The organism is Halorubrum sp. B53, assembly GCF_059752395.1.
The window spans coordinates 1-14,507 of the sequence record NZ_MWTH01000009.1 but is presented as its reverse complement, the minus strand read 5'-3'; the positions used below and the strand labels follow the sequence as shown (position 1 = coordinate 14,507).

Sequence of the window (14,507 nt, the reverse complement as noted above, 5' to 3'; positions counted from 1 at the left end):
TCAGCCGCGAGAACGCGGAGCGAGGGCCACGGATCCTTCGGCGCGATTCAATCCGTGTACGGCTTCTCGATATTGGCGTCGCCGCTGATGTACGCGTTCATCCGACGGGTGATCCCGTCGAACAGCGTGATGACCGGAGAGAGGACGCGCTCGACCAGCCGGACCGGCGATGCGATCCGCAGCGACCACCGCTCAGCGTTTCCGAGGCCGAACGCCTTGGGGACGATCTCGCCGAACACGAGGACGAGAAAGCTGGTACACAGGGTCGTCACCACGACCGCGCTGCCCGTGGGGAGGTAACTCGCGACCAGCACGGTGACGATACTCGAGATCGCGATGTTGACGACGTTGTTCCCGACGAGCAGCGTCACCAGCAGGCGGTGGGGGTCGTCGTAGAGCTCCTTCAGGATCTTGCCCCGCGGGTCACCCGTGGCGGCCTGCTGCTCGAACCACTCCGCCGGCAGCGAGAAGATCGCGGTCTCCGAGCTGGAGAAGAACGCGCTGAGCGACAGTAACGCGATTACCGCTGCGATCCCGGCCAACCCGAGTGTGACTCCGACCATGCGACGTAATTTAAAACGTCATCAAAGAGAGTGTCGGCCGGCTGCGCGGGATCGAAACAGACGCGCTCCGGTTCGAGCGCGTTTTCGGCGGACGAAGCCGTGACGGCCGGTCGCGGCGTCGACGAAAAAAAAGTGGCTCGACGGCGTTACTCCTCTTCTTCCTCTTCCTCGACGGGGCCTCGGCCCCGTTTCCAGACTCCCTTCGCCGATGTGTCGTGCGGTGCCGTGTGCGAGACGTCCTTCATGGTGTCGCGGTCGTTGGCCATGTTGGGTTCGTGTTGCTCGGATCCCCGTATTAACCCTTCGTGGAAAGAGATAATGATACCTGATACCATATAAGGTATTAATATGCGTCGGCTTAACTACGACGAGAACGTTGGACGGATCGTGACTTACCGGTCTCGTTCGGGCGGCGAATCGGACGGACGTTTCGATCTCGGCGGGTGTCGCGTCGACTCCGCGTCGAGCGTCGAGCGAGAGGGGGCGACGCTCGCCGTGGGTCGCGACGTCGCCGTCGCGCCGGCGGTCGCCGCCGAGGCCCTCCGCGACACGCACACGTGGCCGGACTGGGGGCCGGCGATCGACGCCGTCGAGAGCGACGACCGCCACGTGACCAGCGGGACGAGGGGGCGGGTCTCGGTCGGCGGCGCGTGGATCCCGTTCCGCGTGACCGCGTGCAACGATCGTCGGTGGGAGTGGCGGGTCGCGGGGGTCCCCGCGACCGGTCACCGCGTCGACCGGTACCCGAGCGAGTCCGACCGCAGCCGCGTCGTGATCGAGGTGCCGGTCGCGGCGGCGTGGTACGTCCCCGTCTGCCGGCGCGCGCTCGACCGGTTCGCGGCGCTGGTGGAGGGCGACGCGGAGAGATAAAAAGGCGCGACGAGGGCGACGGCGCGAGCTACGGCGGACGCTCCAGTTCGAACCGGTCGTCGGTACTGGCGTACCACTCGCCGGCGAGCCGGCCGACGGTGTCGAGGCGGTCGACGTCGATCTTCTCGTCGGTCAGCGCGCCCTCGGCGACGTGGGCGTAGACGACCTCGCCGAGCACCAGCGTCGAGGTGCCGATCTCGACGGCGTCGTACAGCTCGCACTCGAGGCTCACGGCCGCCGCGGCCACCCGCGGCGCGTCGACCCGGACGGACGGGGCGCGGTCGATCCCGACGCGGTCGAACTCGCTCTCGCCCGCCTCAAGCGTCGCGCTCGACGCGTTCATCGCCTCGACGACGGTCTCGGTGACGACGTTGACGACGAACGCCTCCGTCTCCAGGGCGTTCGCGAGCGTGTCCTTCGGGTCCGCCGCGGTCGCCACCGGCGAGAACGCGACGACCGGCGGGTCGATCGCGACGGTGTTGAAGAAGCTGTACGGCGCGAGGTTCTCGCCCGCCGGCCCCCGCGAGGAGACCCACGCGATGGGGCGCGGCGTCACAGCGGTCGAGAGCAGGCGGTACGGCGACCCGAAGGCGTCCGGTTCGCCGCTCCGGTGGGACACCGGACCGTCGGAGTGTGTGTCAGCGGGGCGCTCGCCCGCCATTCAGCTCTCGTACCCCTCCGCGAACGGGTCGATCTCCTCGCTGCCGGGCTCCTCCTCGTCGCGGGTGAACCCCGGCCCCTCGGTCGCCAGCTCGAAGACGAGCCCGTCGGGGTCGCTGAAGTAGATGCTCTTGAAGTAGGTGCGGTCCTTCACCTCGGAGACCCGCACCCCCTGCTCGCGGAGGTGCTCTTGCCACTCGCGGAGCGTCTCCTCGTCTTCGACGCCGAACGCGAAGTGGTGGCTCGCGCCCGGCCCGGGCGCGCCCTGCGAGTTCGGGTACTCGAAGTAGGTGACGTTGGTCCCGGGCTCGCCCTCGGGCGTGGACGAGAAGTAGTAGTGCGGCGTCCCCGGGTCGTCGTAGTTCTGGGTCCGCTTGACGGTGTGCCAGCCGAGCGCGTCCTCGTAGAACGCGACCGTCTCCTCCATGTCGGTGCAGATGTTCGTCACGTGGTGCAGTCCGGTAGTGGGCGGGGCGTCGGTCATGAGTGTCTCATCGGTGGTCGCGAAGTCAGTTAGTGGTACTGGCGGGTCGGCAGAGCGGTCGAGAAGCGATTCAGTCGTCTCGGAGCGGTCGCGTCCGGCTCAGAGCGGTCGCGTCCGGCTCAGAACAGACCGAGGCCCAGCGCGTAGGGCCACGCGGTGCCGCCGACGGCGAGCAGCGCGACCGCCGCGCCGGCGCCGTAGACGTTCTTGAGGAAGCTCGTCATCTCGTTCTGCTTCTCCTCCGGGTCGTCGATCGACCAGAAGTCGTGCATCGTCACGGCGGAGACGAGCAGGAAGGCGGCGAGCGCGCCGGCCGCGAGCACGGGGAACGCGCCGAGGACGACGCCGAGCCCGCCCAGCACGAGCAGGAGCCCGGAGGCGATCACGGAGAAGCGCGGCGCCGGGAGCCCCTTGAACTCGGCGTAGCCGGCCATGGTGTCGACGTCCATGAAGTGGTTCAGCCCCATGAACGCGAGCGTCGCGCCGAACAGGATCCGGCCGAGCAGGAACAGTTCGCCCGCGAGGGGGCCGTCGAGCTGCAGTGGTAGCGTCGTGAATTCAGCTAACATCGTGTAACTACGTATACGGACGTAACCTATATATCGCTTCCCGGACAATACGGTTAGTAGGTAACACCGATGTCATCGCAGGAACTCGCCGGCTCCGATCCGGCGGACACGACCGAAGGGGAGCCCGACGCGGATGCCTCGTCCGGCCCGGACACGCCGTGTCCGGTTGTCGACTCGCTCGAACAGATCGGCTCGCGCTGGCGGCTCGTCGTGCTGCACGAGCTGTTGAACGGCGAGTCGCGGTTCAACGAGCTGAAACGCGAGACCGACGCGAACGCCCGGACGCTCTCGCGCGTGCTCGACGACCTCCAAGAGACCGGCTTCGTCGACCGGCGGTTGGAGGAGGAGTCGCCGGTGGCGACGTACTACAGCCTCACGCCGAAAGGCGAATCGCTCGCGCCCGTCTTCGAGGAAATCGACGACTGGGCCCACGAGTGGCTCGCCGAATGTAGCGGGTAGGATATCGTCGGCGGGGTCGGCGATCGGTACTCAGCGTCTCCCGGTCCCGTGGCTGCCTGTTTTTAAATGGTAGTTGATGGACCGGCGGTGAGCACTTCCAAAGCCCCAGCCGGGAGGACAGCGCACGCTCGCTGCGCGCTTCAGTCGCTCGCGATGCTCGCTCCTTCCAGTGCTTGCGTCGCCTGCGCTGTCCTCCCGGCTGCCCCTTTGAGTCCCACCCAGTCGCACCGCGACCGCAGCCTCACGCCTCCCCAGCCTCGTCACCGGCGCTACGCGCCGGTTGCAAGCGAGAGCTCCGCTCTCGCCCTGTCGGTGGTCCTCCGCTTCGCTCCGGACCACCGACTCCCTCGCGCGTGCGGTTCGCGGCCTGTCGGCCGCTCACCGGCACGCGCCGCCGCACCGCCTTTTATTTATAAAAGCCGGCGCTATCGATCGCCTTTTTATACGCTACGTCGCCGGGGTTCGGTTCCCGCCGGCGAAACGCACACGTCCCCTCGGTCCGTACGGATCTGCGTGTACGCCGGACTGAAGAACACCCCCTGTTGCCTCTGCGGTCGCGACGATACCCACACCCGGATCGCGGTGCCGCCGCGGGCGCTCGGGCTGATGGAGAACGGCGATCCGATCTCGTGGCGCGACGTGGTCGGGGCGGTGACGCTCCGCTTCTGCGCCGACGACTGGGAGCTCGTGAGCGACCTCGCGATCGAGATGGACACGCACCCGCTCTCGCGGTGTAACGCGGCGCACGTCTCGCTCGACCTCCGCGAGGACCACGAGGCGCTCCTGTCGGCGGTCAAAGGCGAGACGGACCAGACGGAACTGGAGTCGCGGCTCGCCGGCGAGGCAGAGGCGACGCTCGACGCGGTCGACGACCCCTACACGGAGGAGCGCGACGTGGTCGAGGCGATCGTGGTGTTGCGAGCGTTAGCGGAGCTCGGCGTCCGCGACCCGCCGGGCGACCCGGTGGCGCCGTAGCGCGATCCGCGCTTAGGAGTCGCCGGTCACCACCGCACCTCGAACCCGTCTAGCCCCTCCGGCTCCGCGTACGTGGCGTCGACGTCGTCGACATCGGCCGCCTTACTCCCCGTCTCGCACCACGCGACCATCTCGCGGACCGCGTTCTCCGGCCCTTCGAAGACGGCCTCGACGCGCCCGTCGTCGAGGTTGCGTACCCAGCCGTCGACGCCCTTCTCCCGGGCGGTGTCGCGCGTCGTCGCGCGGTAGTAGACGCCTTGTACGCGACCCGAAACGTACACGTGTGCTCGCGTGCGGTCGGCCATCGACCGGGGCTGTGACGCCCGCCGGCTTAAATACGGCGGCGCGCAACCGACGGCTTCTAACTGTTCGCCGGCGCAGGCGGGGGTATGGACTTGTTCGGAACCGCGGGGATCCGCGGGAGCGCCGAGGAGCGGGTCACCCCCGAACTCGCGCTCGCCGTGGGGCGCGCCGTCGCGGCGGAGGTACGGGGAGCGGCCGAGGCGGACGGAAGCGACCGGACGAACGGGGACGGGCGGCCCGCCGAGGTCGTGCTCGCCCGAGACGGACGCGTGACGGGCGACGCGCTCGCGGCGGCGATGGAGTCGGGGCTCGCGTCGGGCGGCGTCCGGGTGCTGCGCGCGGGTCGGCTCCCGACGCCGGCGCTCGCGCACGCCTCGCGGGGCCGGTACGGCGTCATGCTCACCGCCTCGCACAACCCCCCGACCGACAACGGGATCAAGCTGTTCCGCGACGGCAGCGAGTTCGACCGGGAGGCCGAGCGCGCCGTCGAGGAGCGGGTGTCGAACGGGGGGCCGCCCGCGGCGTGGGACGCGTGGACCGAGACGGAGCGCGTCGACGCCCTCGGCGGGTACCTCGGTGACGTCCGCGCGTACGCGGAGCGGTTCGGCGCCCCCCTCGACGGGCTCCGGGTCGCGGTCGACTGCGGGAACGGGATGGCCGGGCCCGCGACGCCGACCGTGCTCCGCGAGCTCGGGGCCGACGTCGTCACGCTCAACGGGAACGTCGACGGCCACTTCCCGGGCCGCGGCAGCAAGCCGACCCCGGAGACGCTCCGGGACCTCCGAGCGTTCATCGCCGACGCCAACGAGGGACTGGACGACCCCGGCCGCCCGGGTACGGACGGGGGGAGCGAAGCCCGCGACGCCGAGGGCGACACGGCGGGGTTCGCGTTCGGAATCGGCCACGACGGCGACGCCGACCGGATCGTGGTCGTCGACGCCGACGGCGAGGTGGTCCACGAGGACACCGTCCTCGCGATGCTCGCGGAGCGGTACACCCGCGAGAGCGACGCGGCCGATCCAGTGGTCGTCACGACCCCGAACGCCTCCGGTCGGATCGACGAGCGCGTCCAAGAGGCGGGCGGACGCGTCGAGCGCGTTCGGCTTGGCGCCCTCCACGAGGGCATCGCGGCGGTCCGCGAGGAGGCGGCGGCCAGCGGGGAGATGGACGCGGAAGCGGGCGGAGACGCCGACACCCGCGTCGTCTTCGCCGCGGAGCCGTGGAAGCACATCCACGTCGCCCACGGCGAGTGGATCGACGGGGTCGCCTCGGCGGCCGTGATCGCCCGGCTCGTCGCCGACGAGGGACTCGACGGCCTCCGCGAGCCGATCACGGAGCGCCCGTACCGCAAGGTGAGCGTCGACTGCCCCGACGACGCCAAGGCCGGGGCGATGGAGCGGCTGGAGACCGAGCTGCCGGCGGCGTTCCCCGACGCGACCGTGGACACCGACCACGGCGTCCGCCTGGAGTTCCCGGACGCCTCGTGGACGCTGGTCCGGCCCTCCGGCACGGAGCCGTACGTCCGGGTGTACGCCGAGAGCGACGCGGTCGACGAGCTCGTCGCGAACGTCGAAGCCGTCGTCGCCGACGCGGTGAGCGCGGCCGCGGACGCGTGACCCCGGCCGATCGCCGCGCATAAGCCACGAACGTGAACGGGTTCGGGGCCGTTCGGTGCGAATCGGCGACGTATCTCCCGTCCGCTACCGGGAACGTGCGATATCGGGCGTCGGGAACGACGATTTTATGATGCGCACCCACTCCCTTGTACGTGACATGGTATCCGACCTCGATCGGCGGCGGTTCGTCAAGGCGGCAAGCGCAGCGGGCCTCATCGGCCTCGCCGGCTGTAGCGGCGGGCCGAGCGACGACGGTTCGGACGGCAACGACTCGGAGGACGGCTCGGACGGGTCCGACGGCGACGACGGGATGGACGGGTCCGACGGCGACGACGGCTCGGACGGCGGGAACGGCCCGGCGGCGAACATCGGGATGGTGTACGCGACCGGCGGCCTCGGCGACGGGTCGTTCAACGACCAGGCCCAGCAGGGGGCGATACAGGCCGAAGAGGAGCTGGACATCTCGTTCCAGGAGGCCCAGCCCGACGAGGTGTCGCAGTTCAGCAACTTCCAGCAGCAGTTCGCGGAGTCGACCGACCCGAACTACGACCTGGTCTGCTGTATCGGCTTCCTCCAGGCGGACTCGCTCTCGGAGACGTCCGGGTCGTACCCCGACCAGAACTTCATGATCGTCGACTCGGTTGTCGACGGAGACAACGTCGCGAGCTACACGTTCAAGGAGCACGAAGGGTCGTACCTCGCGGGCCTGATGTCGAGCCTCCTCACCACCCGCGACTTCTCGGCGGGCGCGGGGTCGACCGCGGGCGACTCCACGAACGTCGGCTTCGTCGGCGGCGTCGAGTCCGGTCTGATCCAGAAGTTCCAGGCCGGCTTCGAGGCGGGCGTCGCGGCAGGCAGCGACGACGTCGACGTCAGCGTCAACTACACCGGCAGCTTCAACGACCCCGCGGCGGGCCGCGAGGCGGCGACCGCGATGTACAACAGCGGCGCTGACATCGTCTACCACGCCGCGGGCAACACCGGCACCGGCGTCTTCCAGGCCGCGCAGGAGCAGGAGAAGTTCGCGATCGGCGTCGACCGCGACCAGTCGGTCACGCGTCCCGACTACGCCGACGTCATCCTCGGGAGCATGGTCAAGCGGGTCGACACGGCCGTCTACAACGCGATCGACGCGACCGTCGACGGCGAGTTCCCCGGCGGGTCGAACGTCGCGCTCGGCCTCGACAACGAGGGCGTCGCGCTCGTCTACGGCGACCAGCTCGGCTCCGAGATCCCCACCGACGTCCAGGACGAGGTCGCGACCGCGCGAGAGGATATCATCGCCGGCGACATCTCCGTCCCCTCGGAAGTCTAGCGCGTCGATCCGCGGACCGCCGCCGCCGACGGACGAGACGCGCGGCGACCGATCTGCGCGCAGATCGGAGTGTCGGCCGCTCCCCCGGCCGCTCGGACCGGACCATATCCAAACATATTCACCCCCGCTCGAATCAGTGGGTACTAGACCAATGGCCACAGCCGTCCACCTCGACGGGATAACGAAGCGGTTTCCCGGAGTCGTGGCGAACGACGACGTCGACCTCGAAGTCGAGCGCGGCACCGTCCACGCCCTCCTCGGCGAGAACGGGGCCGGCAAGACGACGCTGATGAACGTTCTCTACGGCCTCTACGAACCGACGTCGGGGGTGGTTCGGCTCGACGGCGAACCGCGCGAGTTCGGCTCGCCGCGGGACGCGATCGACGCCGGGATCGGGATGATCCACCAGCACTTCATGCTCGTGGACCCGATGACCGTCACCGAGAACATCACGCTCGGCAACGAGCCGCGGAAGTGGGGAGGGCTCGCCGTCGACCGATCCGGGGCGCGCGAGGCCGTCGTCGAGCTTGCCGACCGCTACGGGTTCGACGTCGACCCGGACGCGCGGATCGAGGACGTCTCCGTCGGGGAGCAACAGCGCGTCGAGATCCTGAAGGCGCTGTACCGCGGCGCCGACACGCTGATCTTAGACGAGCCGACCGCCGTGTTGACGCCTCAGGAGGTCGACGAGCTGTTCGGCGTGCTCGACGAGCTCACCGCGCAGGGGAAGACGATCATCTTCATCACCCACAAGCTCGGCGAGGCGATGCGCGCGGCCGACGACATCTCCGTCCTCCGAGACGGGCGGAAGGTCGGGACCGTCGACGCGGACGCGACCACGCAGGAGGAGCTCGCGGAGCTGATGGTCGGTCGCGAGGTCCTCATGGAGATCGACCGCGGGGCCGCGGAGGCGGGCGAGGTCGTCGCCTCGGCCTCCGATGTCGTCGTCGAGGACGACCGCGGGGTCCGGGCGGTCGACGGCGTCTCCTTCGAGGTCCGCGCCGGCGAGGTGTTCGGGATCGCCGGCGTCGACGGCAACGGCCAGTCGGAGCTCGTCGAGGCGGTGACCGGCCTTCGGACCCCCGACGGGGGCGAGATCCGGTTCGTCGGGGAAGACGTCACGACCGCCTCGCGGCGGCAGCGGATCGACGCCGGGATGGCGTACATCCCCGAAGACCGCCAGGAGCGCGGACTGGTGATGGAGTTCGACCTCGTCGAGAACGGACTCCTCGGCAGCCAACACGGCTCAGAACTCGCCTCCAACGGCCGGATCGACTGGTCGAAAACCCGGGGACACGCCGAGTCTATCATCGACGAGTACGACATCCGACCGCCGGACGCCGACGCCGGCGCGGAGTCGCTCTCCGGCGGCAACCAGCAGAAGTTCATCGTCGGCCGCGAGTTCGAGCGCGACCCGGAGCTGGTCGTCGCCTCGCACCCGACGCGGGGCGTCGACGTCGGGTCGATCGAGTTCATCCACGAGCGGCTCCTAGAGCTCCGCCGTCAGGGCGTGGCGATCCTCCTCGTCTCCTCGAAGCTCGAGGAGGTACAGGGGCTCTCGGACCGCTTGGCCGTCGCCTACGAGGGCGAGTTCGTCGACGTGGTCGACCCGGACGAGACGACGGAAGAGGAGCTCGGCCTGCTGATGGCCGGGGAGCGGCCGGGAGACGACGGCGGGGACGGAGGTGGATCGGCGGCGACGGGGCGCGGCGAGGGCGACGAGACCGATCGGGACGCGCCGACCGACCTCGCGGACGCCACGGACGGTGAGCGAGCGTGAGCGCCGCCGACCGCGCGCGGGACGCTCTCTCTCGGCTGGTCGACGCGTCCGCGACCGAGCGGATCCTGATCAGCACGGCGGCGCTCGTCCTCTCCGTCCTCATCGGTGCGGTGCTGGTCCTCGTGGCCGGTCGGATGACGACGTGTACCGCGGGCGAGGCGGTGTACTACTTCGGGATGGGGTTCTGTTACGACCCCGTCGTCGTCTTCGATCGGCTCTTCCTCGGGGCGCTCGGCGACCCGTTCAGCGGGAGCTGGTCGCCGAACGGGCAGTTCTCGGTCACTCTCAGAGAGACGACGCTGCTGCTGTTCACCGGGCTCTCGGTTGCCTTGGCGTTCCGCGCCGGGATCTTCAACATCGGGACGCAGGGACAGATGGTCGTCGGCGCGCTGGCGACCGCGCTCGGCGTCCTCTGGGCGTCGTCGCTCGTGTCGGGCGTCGTCGGAACCGTCGTGCTGATCCCGTTCGGGCTCCTCGTCGGCGCGGTGTTCGGTGGTCTCTACGGAGCGGTTCCGGGTCTGCTGAAGGCGTACGCCGACGCCAACGAGGTGATCACGACGATCATGCTCAACTTCATCGCTACCGGCGTCGCGCTCTACCTCGTCAGCGGGGTGTTCAAGGACCCCGAGAGCGCCGCGAACCAGACCGTACCGCTCCCGGAGTTCGCGCAGTTCCCGGCTCTGCTGTTCGGCGCCCGGCAGGACTTCTCGATCGTCGCGCTCGCGTTCGGTCTCCTCGCCGTCGCCGCGCTGTACTACGTCCTCGAGCACACGGCCTTCGGCTACGACGTCCGAACGAGCGGCGTCCAGCCCGGGGCGGCCGAGTACGGCGGCGTCGACGCCAAGCGCACCGTCGTCGCGAGCCTGACGCTGTCGGGCGCGCTCGGCGGTATCGCCGGCGCGATGTACGTGATGATGATCCTCGGGACGTTCCAGACCGGCATTCCCTCGTACGGATTCGACGGGATCACCGTCTCGATCCTCGCCGGCAACAACCCGCTCGGCGTCGGGATCGCCGCGCTGCTGTTCGGCGTGCTGAAGAGCGGGACGACGGTCGTGCAGTTTGCGACCGACGTGCCGCCGCAGCTCGTCGGCGTCCTCCGTGGGCTCATCATCCTGTTCGTGGCGATGCCGGAGTTCTTCCGGCTGATGGCCCGCGGACTGCCGGGCACGGGGTCGAGGCCGGAGGCGGTCGCGACCGACGGCGGCACCGCCGGCGACGGCGGAGGTGAGACCGATGAGTGACGCGCCCGCGGACCCCGAGGGCGCCGGCGTCTCGGCCGAGAGCGCCGAGGGTGAGGGCTTCTTCGAGCGGTACACGACCCGGGCGATCGCCGCCGGCGTGACGGTCGCCACGGTCGTCGCGCTGCTGCTCGCCGGGGCGCTGTTCCCGGACTCGCTCGCGGGGACGCTCTCGGACGCGCTCACGAGCCGGAACACGCTCGCGTCGGCGCTGCGACTGTCCGTGCCGATCGCGTTCGCCGCCCTCGGGGGTATCTTCGCGGAGAAGTCGGGCGTGATCAACATCGGGCTGGAGGGGCTCCTGATCATCTCGGCGTTCAGCGCCATCTACGTCGCCGACCTCACCGGCGGTGTCTGGCTCGGCTTCGCCGGCGGAGTGGTCGCGAGCACGCTGCTCGCGGCGCTGTTCGCCGTCGTGACGATCGGGTTCCGCGCGGACCAGATCATCGCCGGGCTCGCGGTCTGGCTCATCGCACTCGGGCTCGCGCCGTTCGCCTCGCAGGTGATCTACGGCAGTCCGAACACGCCGATCGTGGCGACGTCGCCGTCGATCACGGTGCCGGTGCTCGCCGACATCCCGTTCTTCGGCGCGCTCTTCTCGGCGTCGCCGTCGGTGTACATGCTGTTCGCCGCCGTCTTCGGCTCGTGGTACGTCTTCGAGCGGACGGCGTTCGGCCGGTGGATCCGCGCTAGCGGCGAGAACCCGAAGGCGCTCGACACCGCCGGTGTGAGCGTTACCCGCGTCCGGTACGCGGCGGTGCTGATCTCGGGCGTCCTCGCGGGAATGGGCGGCGCGGCGCTGTCGCTCGACCTCGGTCAGTTCACCGGCAACGGCCCGACGATGGTCAACGGGAAGGGGTTCATCGCCATCGTCGCGTACCTGTTCGGCAACTACAACCCGGTCGGGGCGTTCCTCTCGACGATGCTGTTCGCGGGGCTGGACGCGGTCCAGACCGTGCTCCAGCTCCAGGGGATCGGGATCCCCCGTCAGCTCATCCGGGTCACGCCGTTCGTGGTTGTCATCCTCGTCCTCGCCTTAGTCGGGCGGACGCGGCTCCCAGAGGCGGCCGGGGAGCACTACGAGACGGAGGAGTGAGGCCTCGTCCGGGACGAGAGGAGGGGTGAGGCCTCGTCCGAGGCCGGCGTGGTCGGCGAAGGCCGGTCGCTCAGTCCGACGCCGATTCCGCGGACCCGTCGCCGTCAGCCAGCGAGGGGAGCCGCAGGTCGGCGAACTCGGATAAGTCGCCGACGCCGGTGACGACCCGGACCTCGTCGGTGACCGGGACGCCGACGCAGGAGAGCCGGGCGTTCGTCTCCCGGATCTGCGCGTCCGAGAGCACCGACTGCCCCGGCATCGCGACGTCGCCGTCGACCACGATGACGGCGCAGTTCGAGCACGCGCCGCCCCGACAGGCGTACGGCCACGACCGGCCGCCGCGCTCCGCGGCCTCGAGGATCGACTCGTCGGGTTCGACGAGGAAGCGGCCGTACTCGGGCAGCCCGAGGTCCGACTCCGCCGCTTTCTCGAAGAGGTCCGGGTCGTCGAGCGACCAGCCGCGCTCGGTCATCGCGTCGTGGTCGAGGTGGTACACCGTGGAGGGCTCGCCCGTGACGAGGGGCTCGACCCCGCCCTGCGCGTACCCGCGGATCACGCCGGCCGCCTCGGAGACGGGGCGGTCCGACAGCTCGGCGAACCACTCTTCGACCGAATCGACCGTCAGGTTCGACTCCTCGGCGACCGCCTCGATATCGACCCCTTCGAGCCGGGCGATCTCCGCGACGTACCCCGGCGAGTCGAGCGCCGCGATCGTCTCCTCGACCGACTCGGTCGACCGACCGTACCACGACGCCAGTTCGCCCGTCCCGATCCCCTTGTCGTACGCCACGGCGAGCATCAGCGCCGCGGTCGTCTCCCCCTCGCGGACCTCGTCGAGCCACTCCCGGAGCCGCTCGGTGTCGACGTGTTCGAGTCCGGTCATATCCGACGCTACGGAGCCGTTCCCGATAAAAACGAGGCCAGAACAGTAAGGTACCGATCTGGTGTCGGAGCCGGCGCTTTCGGCGAGGTGCACGGCCTCGACCGACTCGCCGTCGACCGGCGATCCACGGGGCTCGTGTTGGTCGAGAGGGGACCGAATCGGGAACAAAGAGTTTTGCCACCGGGGGAACGACCCACGTGACATGACCATCGACGAGTACGACGTCGTCGTGGCCGGCGCCGGGACCGCCGGCTGTTACGCTGCCGCGACGATCGCGAACGAGGGGCTCGACGTCGTCATCGTCGAGCGGAAAGACGAGGAGGAAGCCGGACACATCGCCTGCGGCGACGCGCTGAAGGGCGCCGACGCCTTCCCGGAGGCCATCCCGAAGGAGCGCCTCGAACCGGCGTTCACGAACACCGGCGTCGACCACGGGCGGTTCGAGATCCCGCAGGAGGACACGGTCCTCGAGATCCCCGTCCCGGGCGAGCTCGCCGTCATCGACCGCTGGGAGTATGGGCGCCGGATCATCGCGGGCGCGGAGGACGCCGGGGTCGACTTCCACTACGACACGGTGATCAACGACGTGATCCAGACCGCCGACGGGCGGGTCACGGGGCTCCGCGCGAAGCGCAAGGGCGACCCGGTCACCTACGAGGGCGACATCGTCATCGACGGCGCCGGGTCGCTGTCGCTGCTGCAGGACAAGGCGGACTTCGAGGGGACGACGTTCGACACCAACGTGCGCTACTCGCAGTTCTGCTCGGCGTACCGCGAGATCGTCGAGGTCCCCGAGCCGGTCGAGTGGGACGACGCCTTGGTGTTCAAGGCGACCGACCGCGCCGCCGGCTACCTCTGGTACTTCCCGCGGACGAGCACCGAGATCAACGCCGGGCTCGGCTTCCAGATGAACGAGGAGCCGATGCAGCTCGTCGAGGCGCTGAAACGCGACCTCCGGAACCGCCCCGAGTTCGAGGGCGCGACGGTCACGGACAAGCTCGGTGCCGCGCTCCCCACCCGCCGCCCGTACGACTCGGCGGTCGCGCCGGGGTACATGGCGGTCGGCGACGCCGCGGGCCACGTCAACCCGACCACCGGCGGCGGCATCGCCGGCGCGGCGTACGCGGGCAAGTACGCGGGCGAACAGGCCGTGAAGGCGGTCTCCGACGGCGACGTGAGCGAGGAGAACCTCTGGCGGTACAACACCCGCGTGATGGATCATTTCGGCGGCCGCTACGCCGGGCTCGACGTGTACAACGTGCTCTCGACCGCCGTCGACGTGGACGACCTGATGGGACTGCTCGCCGCGCTCCCGGGCGAGAAGCTCGCGGAGGCGTTATACGAGGGCTCCACGTCGATGTCGTTCGGGCTGAAGCTGAAGGCGGCCGTCAAGAGCTTCGGCTACTGGGGGACGATCCGGAACTTCTACCAGACGAAGTCGCTCGCGGACGAGCTGCTCGCGCACTACGAGTCGTACCCGACCAGCCCGGCCGCGATGGCGAACTGGACCGGCGAGCGCGACGCGATCATGGACCGGATCTACGAGACGACGGGCGCCGACGCGAAGTACTGAGCGGGGCGAGCGGGCGGCAGATCGGCGTTGCGGTTTTTCAGCATAAATCGAGGTGGAGCCTCCGACCTCAAGGAGCGAGAGCAGCGAGCGAGTAGGTCGGAGAGGAAACCGACAACGGAC

The 14,507-nt window shown here is 69.6% G+C and carries 16 protein-coding genes; 9 read left to right on the top strand and 7 right to left on the bottom strand.

All coding sequences use genetic code 11. The annotated features are described in order from the left end of the window. Positions 1-47: 47 nt before the first annotated feature. Positions 48-563, bottom strand: a complete 516-nt coding sequence (locus B4V06_RS07615; protein WP_123112161.1) for a CNNM domain-containing protein — start codon at positions 561-563, stop codon at positions 48-50. 146 nt (positions 564-709) lie between these two features. Continuing rightward, on the bottom strand, positions 710-829 hold the full coding sequence (locus B4V06_RS07610) for a DUF7989 family protein (protein WP_498168842.1): 120 nt from the start codon (positions 827-829) through the stop codon (positions 710-712). 82 nt (positions 830-911) lie between these two features. On the opposite strand from B4V06_RS07610, the gene B4V06_RS07605 reads away from it, so the two are divergent. After that, the gene (locus B4V06_RS07605; RefSeq protein WP_123112160.1) at positions 912-1,433 is read left to right on the top strand and encodes an SRPBCC family protein; all 522 of its coding nucleotides are present in this window, start codon (positions 912-914) and stop codon (positions 1,431-1,433) included. Positions 1,434-1,461: 28 nt separating this feature from the next. Here B4V06_RS07605 and B4V06_RS07600 read toward each other — a convergent pair whose 3' ends face one another. The 3 genes from B4V06_RS07600 to B4V06_RS07590 all read right to left on the bottom strand — a co-directional run bounded on the left by B4V06_RS07600 (position 1,462) and on the right by B4V06_RS07590 (position 3,146). Next, complete coding sequence (locus B4V06_RS07600; protein WP_498168839.1) at positions 1,462-2,052, bottom strand: flavin reductase family protein; 591 nt, start codon at positions 2,050-2,052, stop codon at positions 1,462-1,464. A gap of 42 nt (positions 2,053-2,094) precedes the next feature. Then, positions 2,095-2,577: a VOC family protein gene (locus tag B4V06_RS07595; RefSeq protein ID WP_123112158.1), complete on the bottom strand. Its 483-nt coding sequence runs from the start codon at positions 2,575-2,577 to the stop codon at positions 2,095-2,097. A gap of 119 nt (positions 2,578-2,696) precedes the next feature. Further along, positions 2,697-3,146 (bottom strand): DoxX family membrane protein, encoded by a 450-nt coding sequence (locus tag B4V06_RS07590; protein ID WP_498168836.1) that lies wholly within the window; start codon positions 3,144-3,146, stop codon positions 2,697-2,699. Between the two features lie 69 nt (positions 3,147-3,215). On the opposite strand from B4V06_RS07590, the gene B4V06_RS07585 reads away from it, so the two are divergent. Together B4V06_RS07585 and B4V06_RS07580 are read left to right on the top strand one after the other, a co-directional pair. Beyond that, positions 3,216-3,605: a winged helix-turn-helix transcriptional regulator gene (locus B4V06_RS07585; protein ID WP_123112156.1), complete on the top strand. Its 390-nt coding sequence runs from the start codon at positions 3,216-3,218 to the stop codon at positions 3,603-3,605. Positions 3,606-4,118: 513 nt separating this feature from the next. Then, a complete protein-coding gene (locus B4V06_RS07580) occupies positions 4,119-4,580 on the top strand; it encodes a DUF7960 family protein (protein WP_498168833.1) in 462 nt (153 codons plus the stop codon). A 26-nt stretch (positions 4,581-4,606) separates the two neighbouring features. Here B4V06_RS07580 and B4V06_RS07575 read toward each other — a convergent pair whose 3' ends face one another. Further along, a complete protein-coding gene (locus B4V06_RS07575; RefSeq protein WP_123112154.1) occupies positions 4,607-4,885 on the bottom strand; it encodes an acylphosphatase in 279 nt (92 codons plus the stop codon). A gap of 84 nt (positions 4,886-4,969) precedes the next feature. On the opposite strand from B4V06_RS07575, the gene B4V06_RS07570 reads away from it, so the two are divergent. The 5 genes from B4V06_RS07570 to B4V06_RS07550 all read left to right on the top strand — a co-directional run bounded on the left by B4V06_RS07570 (position 4,970) and on the right by B4V06_RS07550 (position 11,931). Further along, positions 4,970-6,499, top strand: coding sequence for a phosphohexomutase domain-containing protein (locus B4V06_RS07570; RefSeq protein WP_498168831.1), 1,530 nt, complete (start codon positions 4,970-4,972; stop codon positions 6,497-6,499). Positions 6,500-6,656: 157 nt separating this feature from the next. Beyond that, on the top strand, positions 6,657-7,814 hold the full coding sequence (locus B4V06_RS07565; RefSeq protein ID WP_498168829.1) for a BMP family lipoprotein: 1,158 nt from the start codon (positions 6,657-6,659) through the stop codon (positions 7,812-7,814). Positions 7,815-7,965: 151 nt separating this feature from the next. Next, entirely contained in the window at positions 7,966-9,594 is a 1,629-nt protein-coding gene (locus tag B4V06_RS07560) for an ABC transporter ATP-binding protein (protein ID WP_123112151.1), read from the top strand. After that, positions 9,591-10,838 carry an ABC transporter permease gene (locus B4V06_RS07555; RefSeq protein WP_123112150.1) on the top strand — a complete coding sequence of 416 codons (1,248 nt, stop codon included), beginning with the start codon at positions 9,591-9,593 and terminating at the stop codon, positions 10,836-10,838. The genes B4V06_RS07560 and B4V06_RS07555 overlap by 4 nt, the downstream gene beginning before the upstream one ends. Continuing rightward, positions 10,831-11,931, top strand: coding sequence for an ABC transporter permease (locus tag B4V06_RS07550; protein WP_123112149.1), 1,101 nt, complete (start codon positions 10,831-10,833; stop codon positions 11,929-11,931). The genes B4V06_RS07555 and B4V06_RS07550 overlap by 8 nt, the downstream gene beginning before the upstream one ends. Positions 11,932-12,001: 70 nt before the next feature. Here the strand turns inward: B4V06_RS07550 and fer are convergent, their stop codons facing one another. Further along, complete coding sequence (gene fer, locus B4V06_RS07545) at positions 12,002-12,814, bottom strand: ferredoxin Fer (protein WP_498168825.1); 813 nt, start codon at positions 12,812-12,814, stop codon at positions 12,002-12,004. Between the two features lie 202 nt (positions 12,815-13,016). Here fer and B4V06_RS07540 point away from each other — a divergent pair, with 202 nt between their 5' ends. Next, on the top strand, positions 13,017-14,387 hold the full coding sequence (locus B4V06_RS07540; RefSeq protein ID WP_498168822.1) for a geranylgeranyl reductase family protein: 1,371 nt from the start codon (positions 13,017-13,019) through the stop codon (positions 14,385-14,387). Positions 14,388-14,507: the final 120 nt, after the last annotated feature.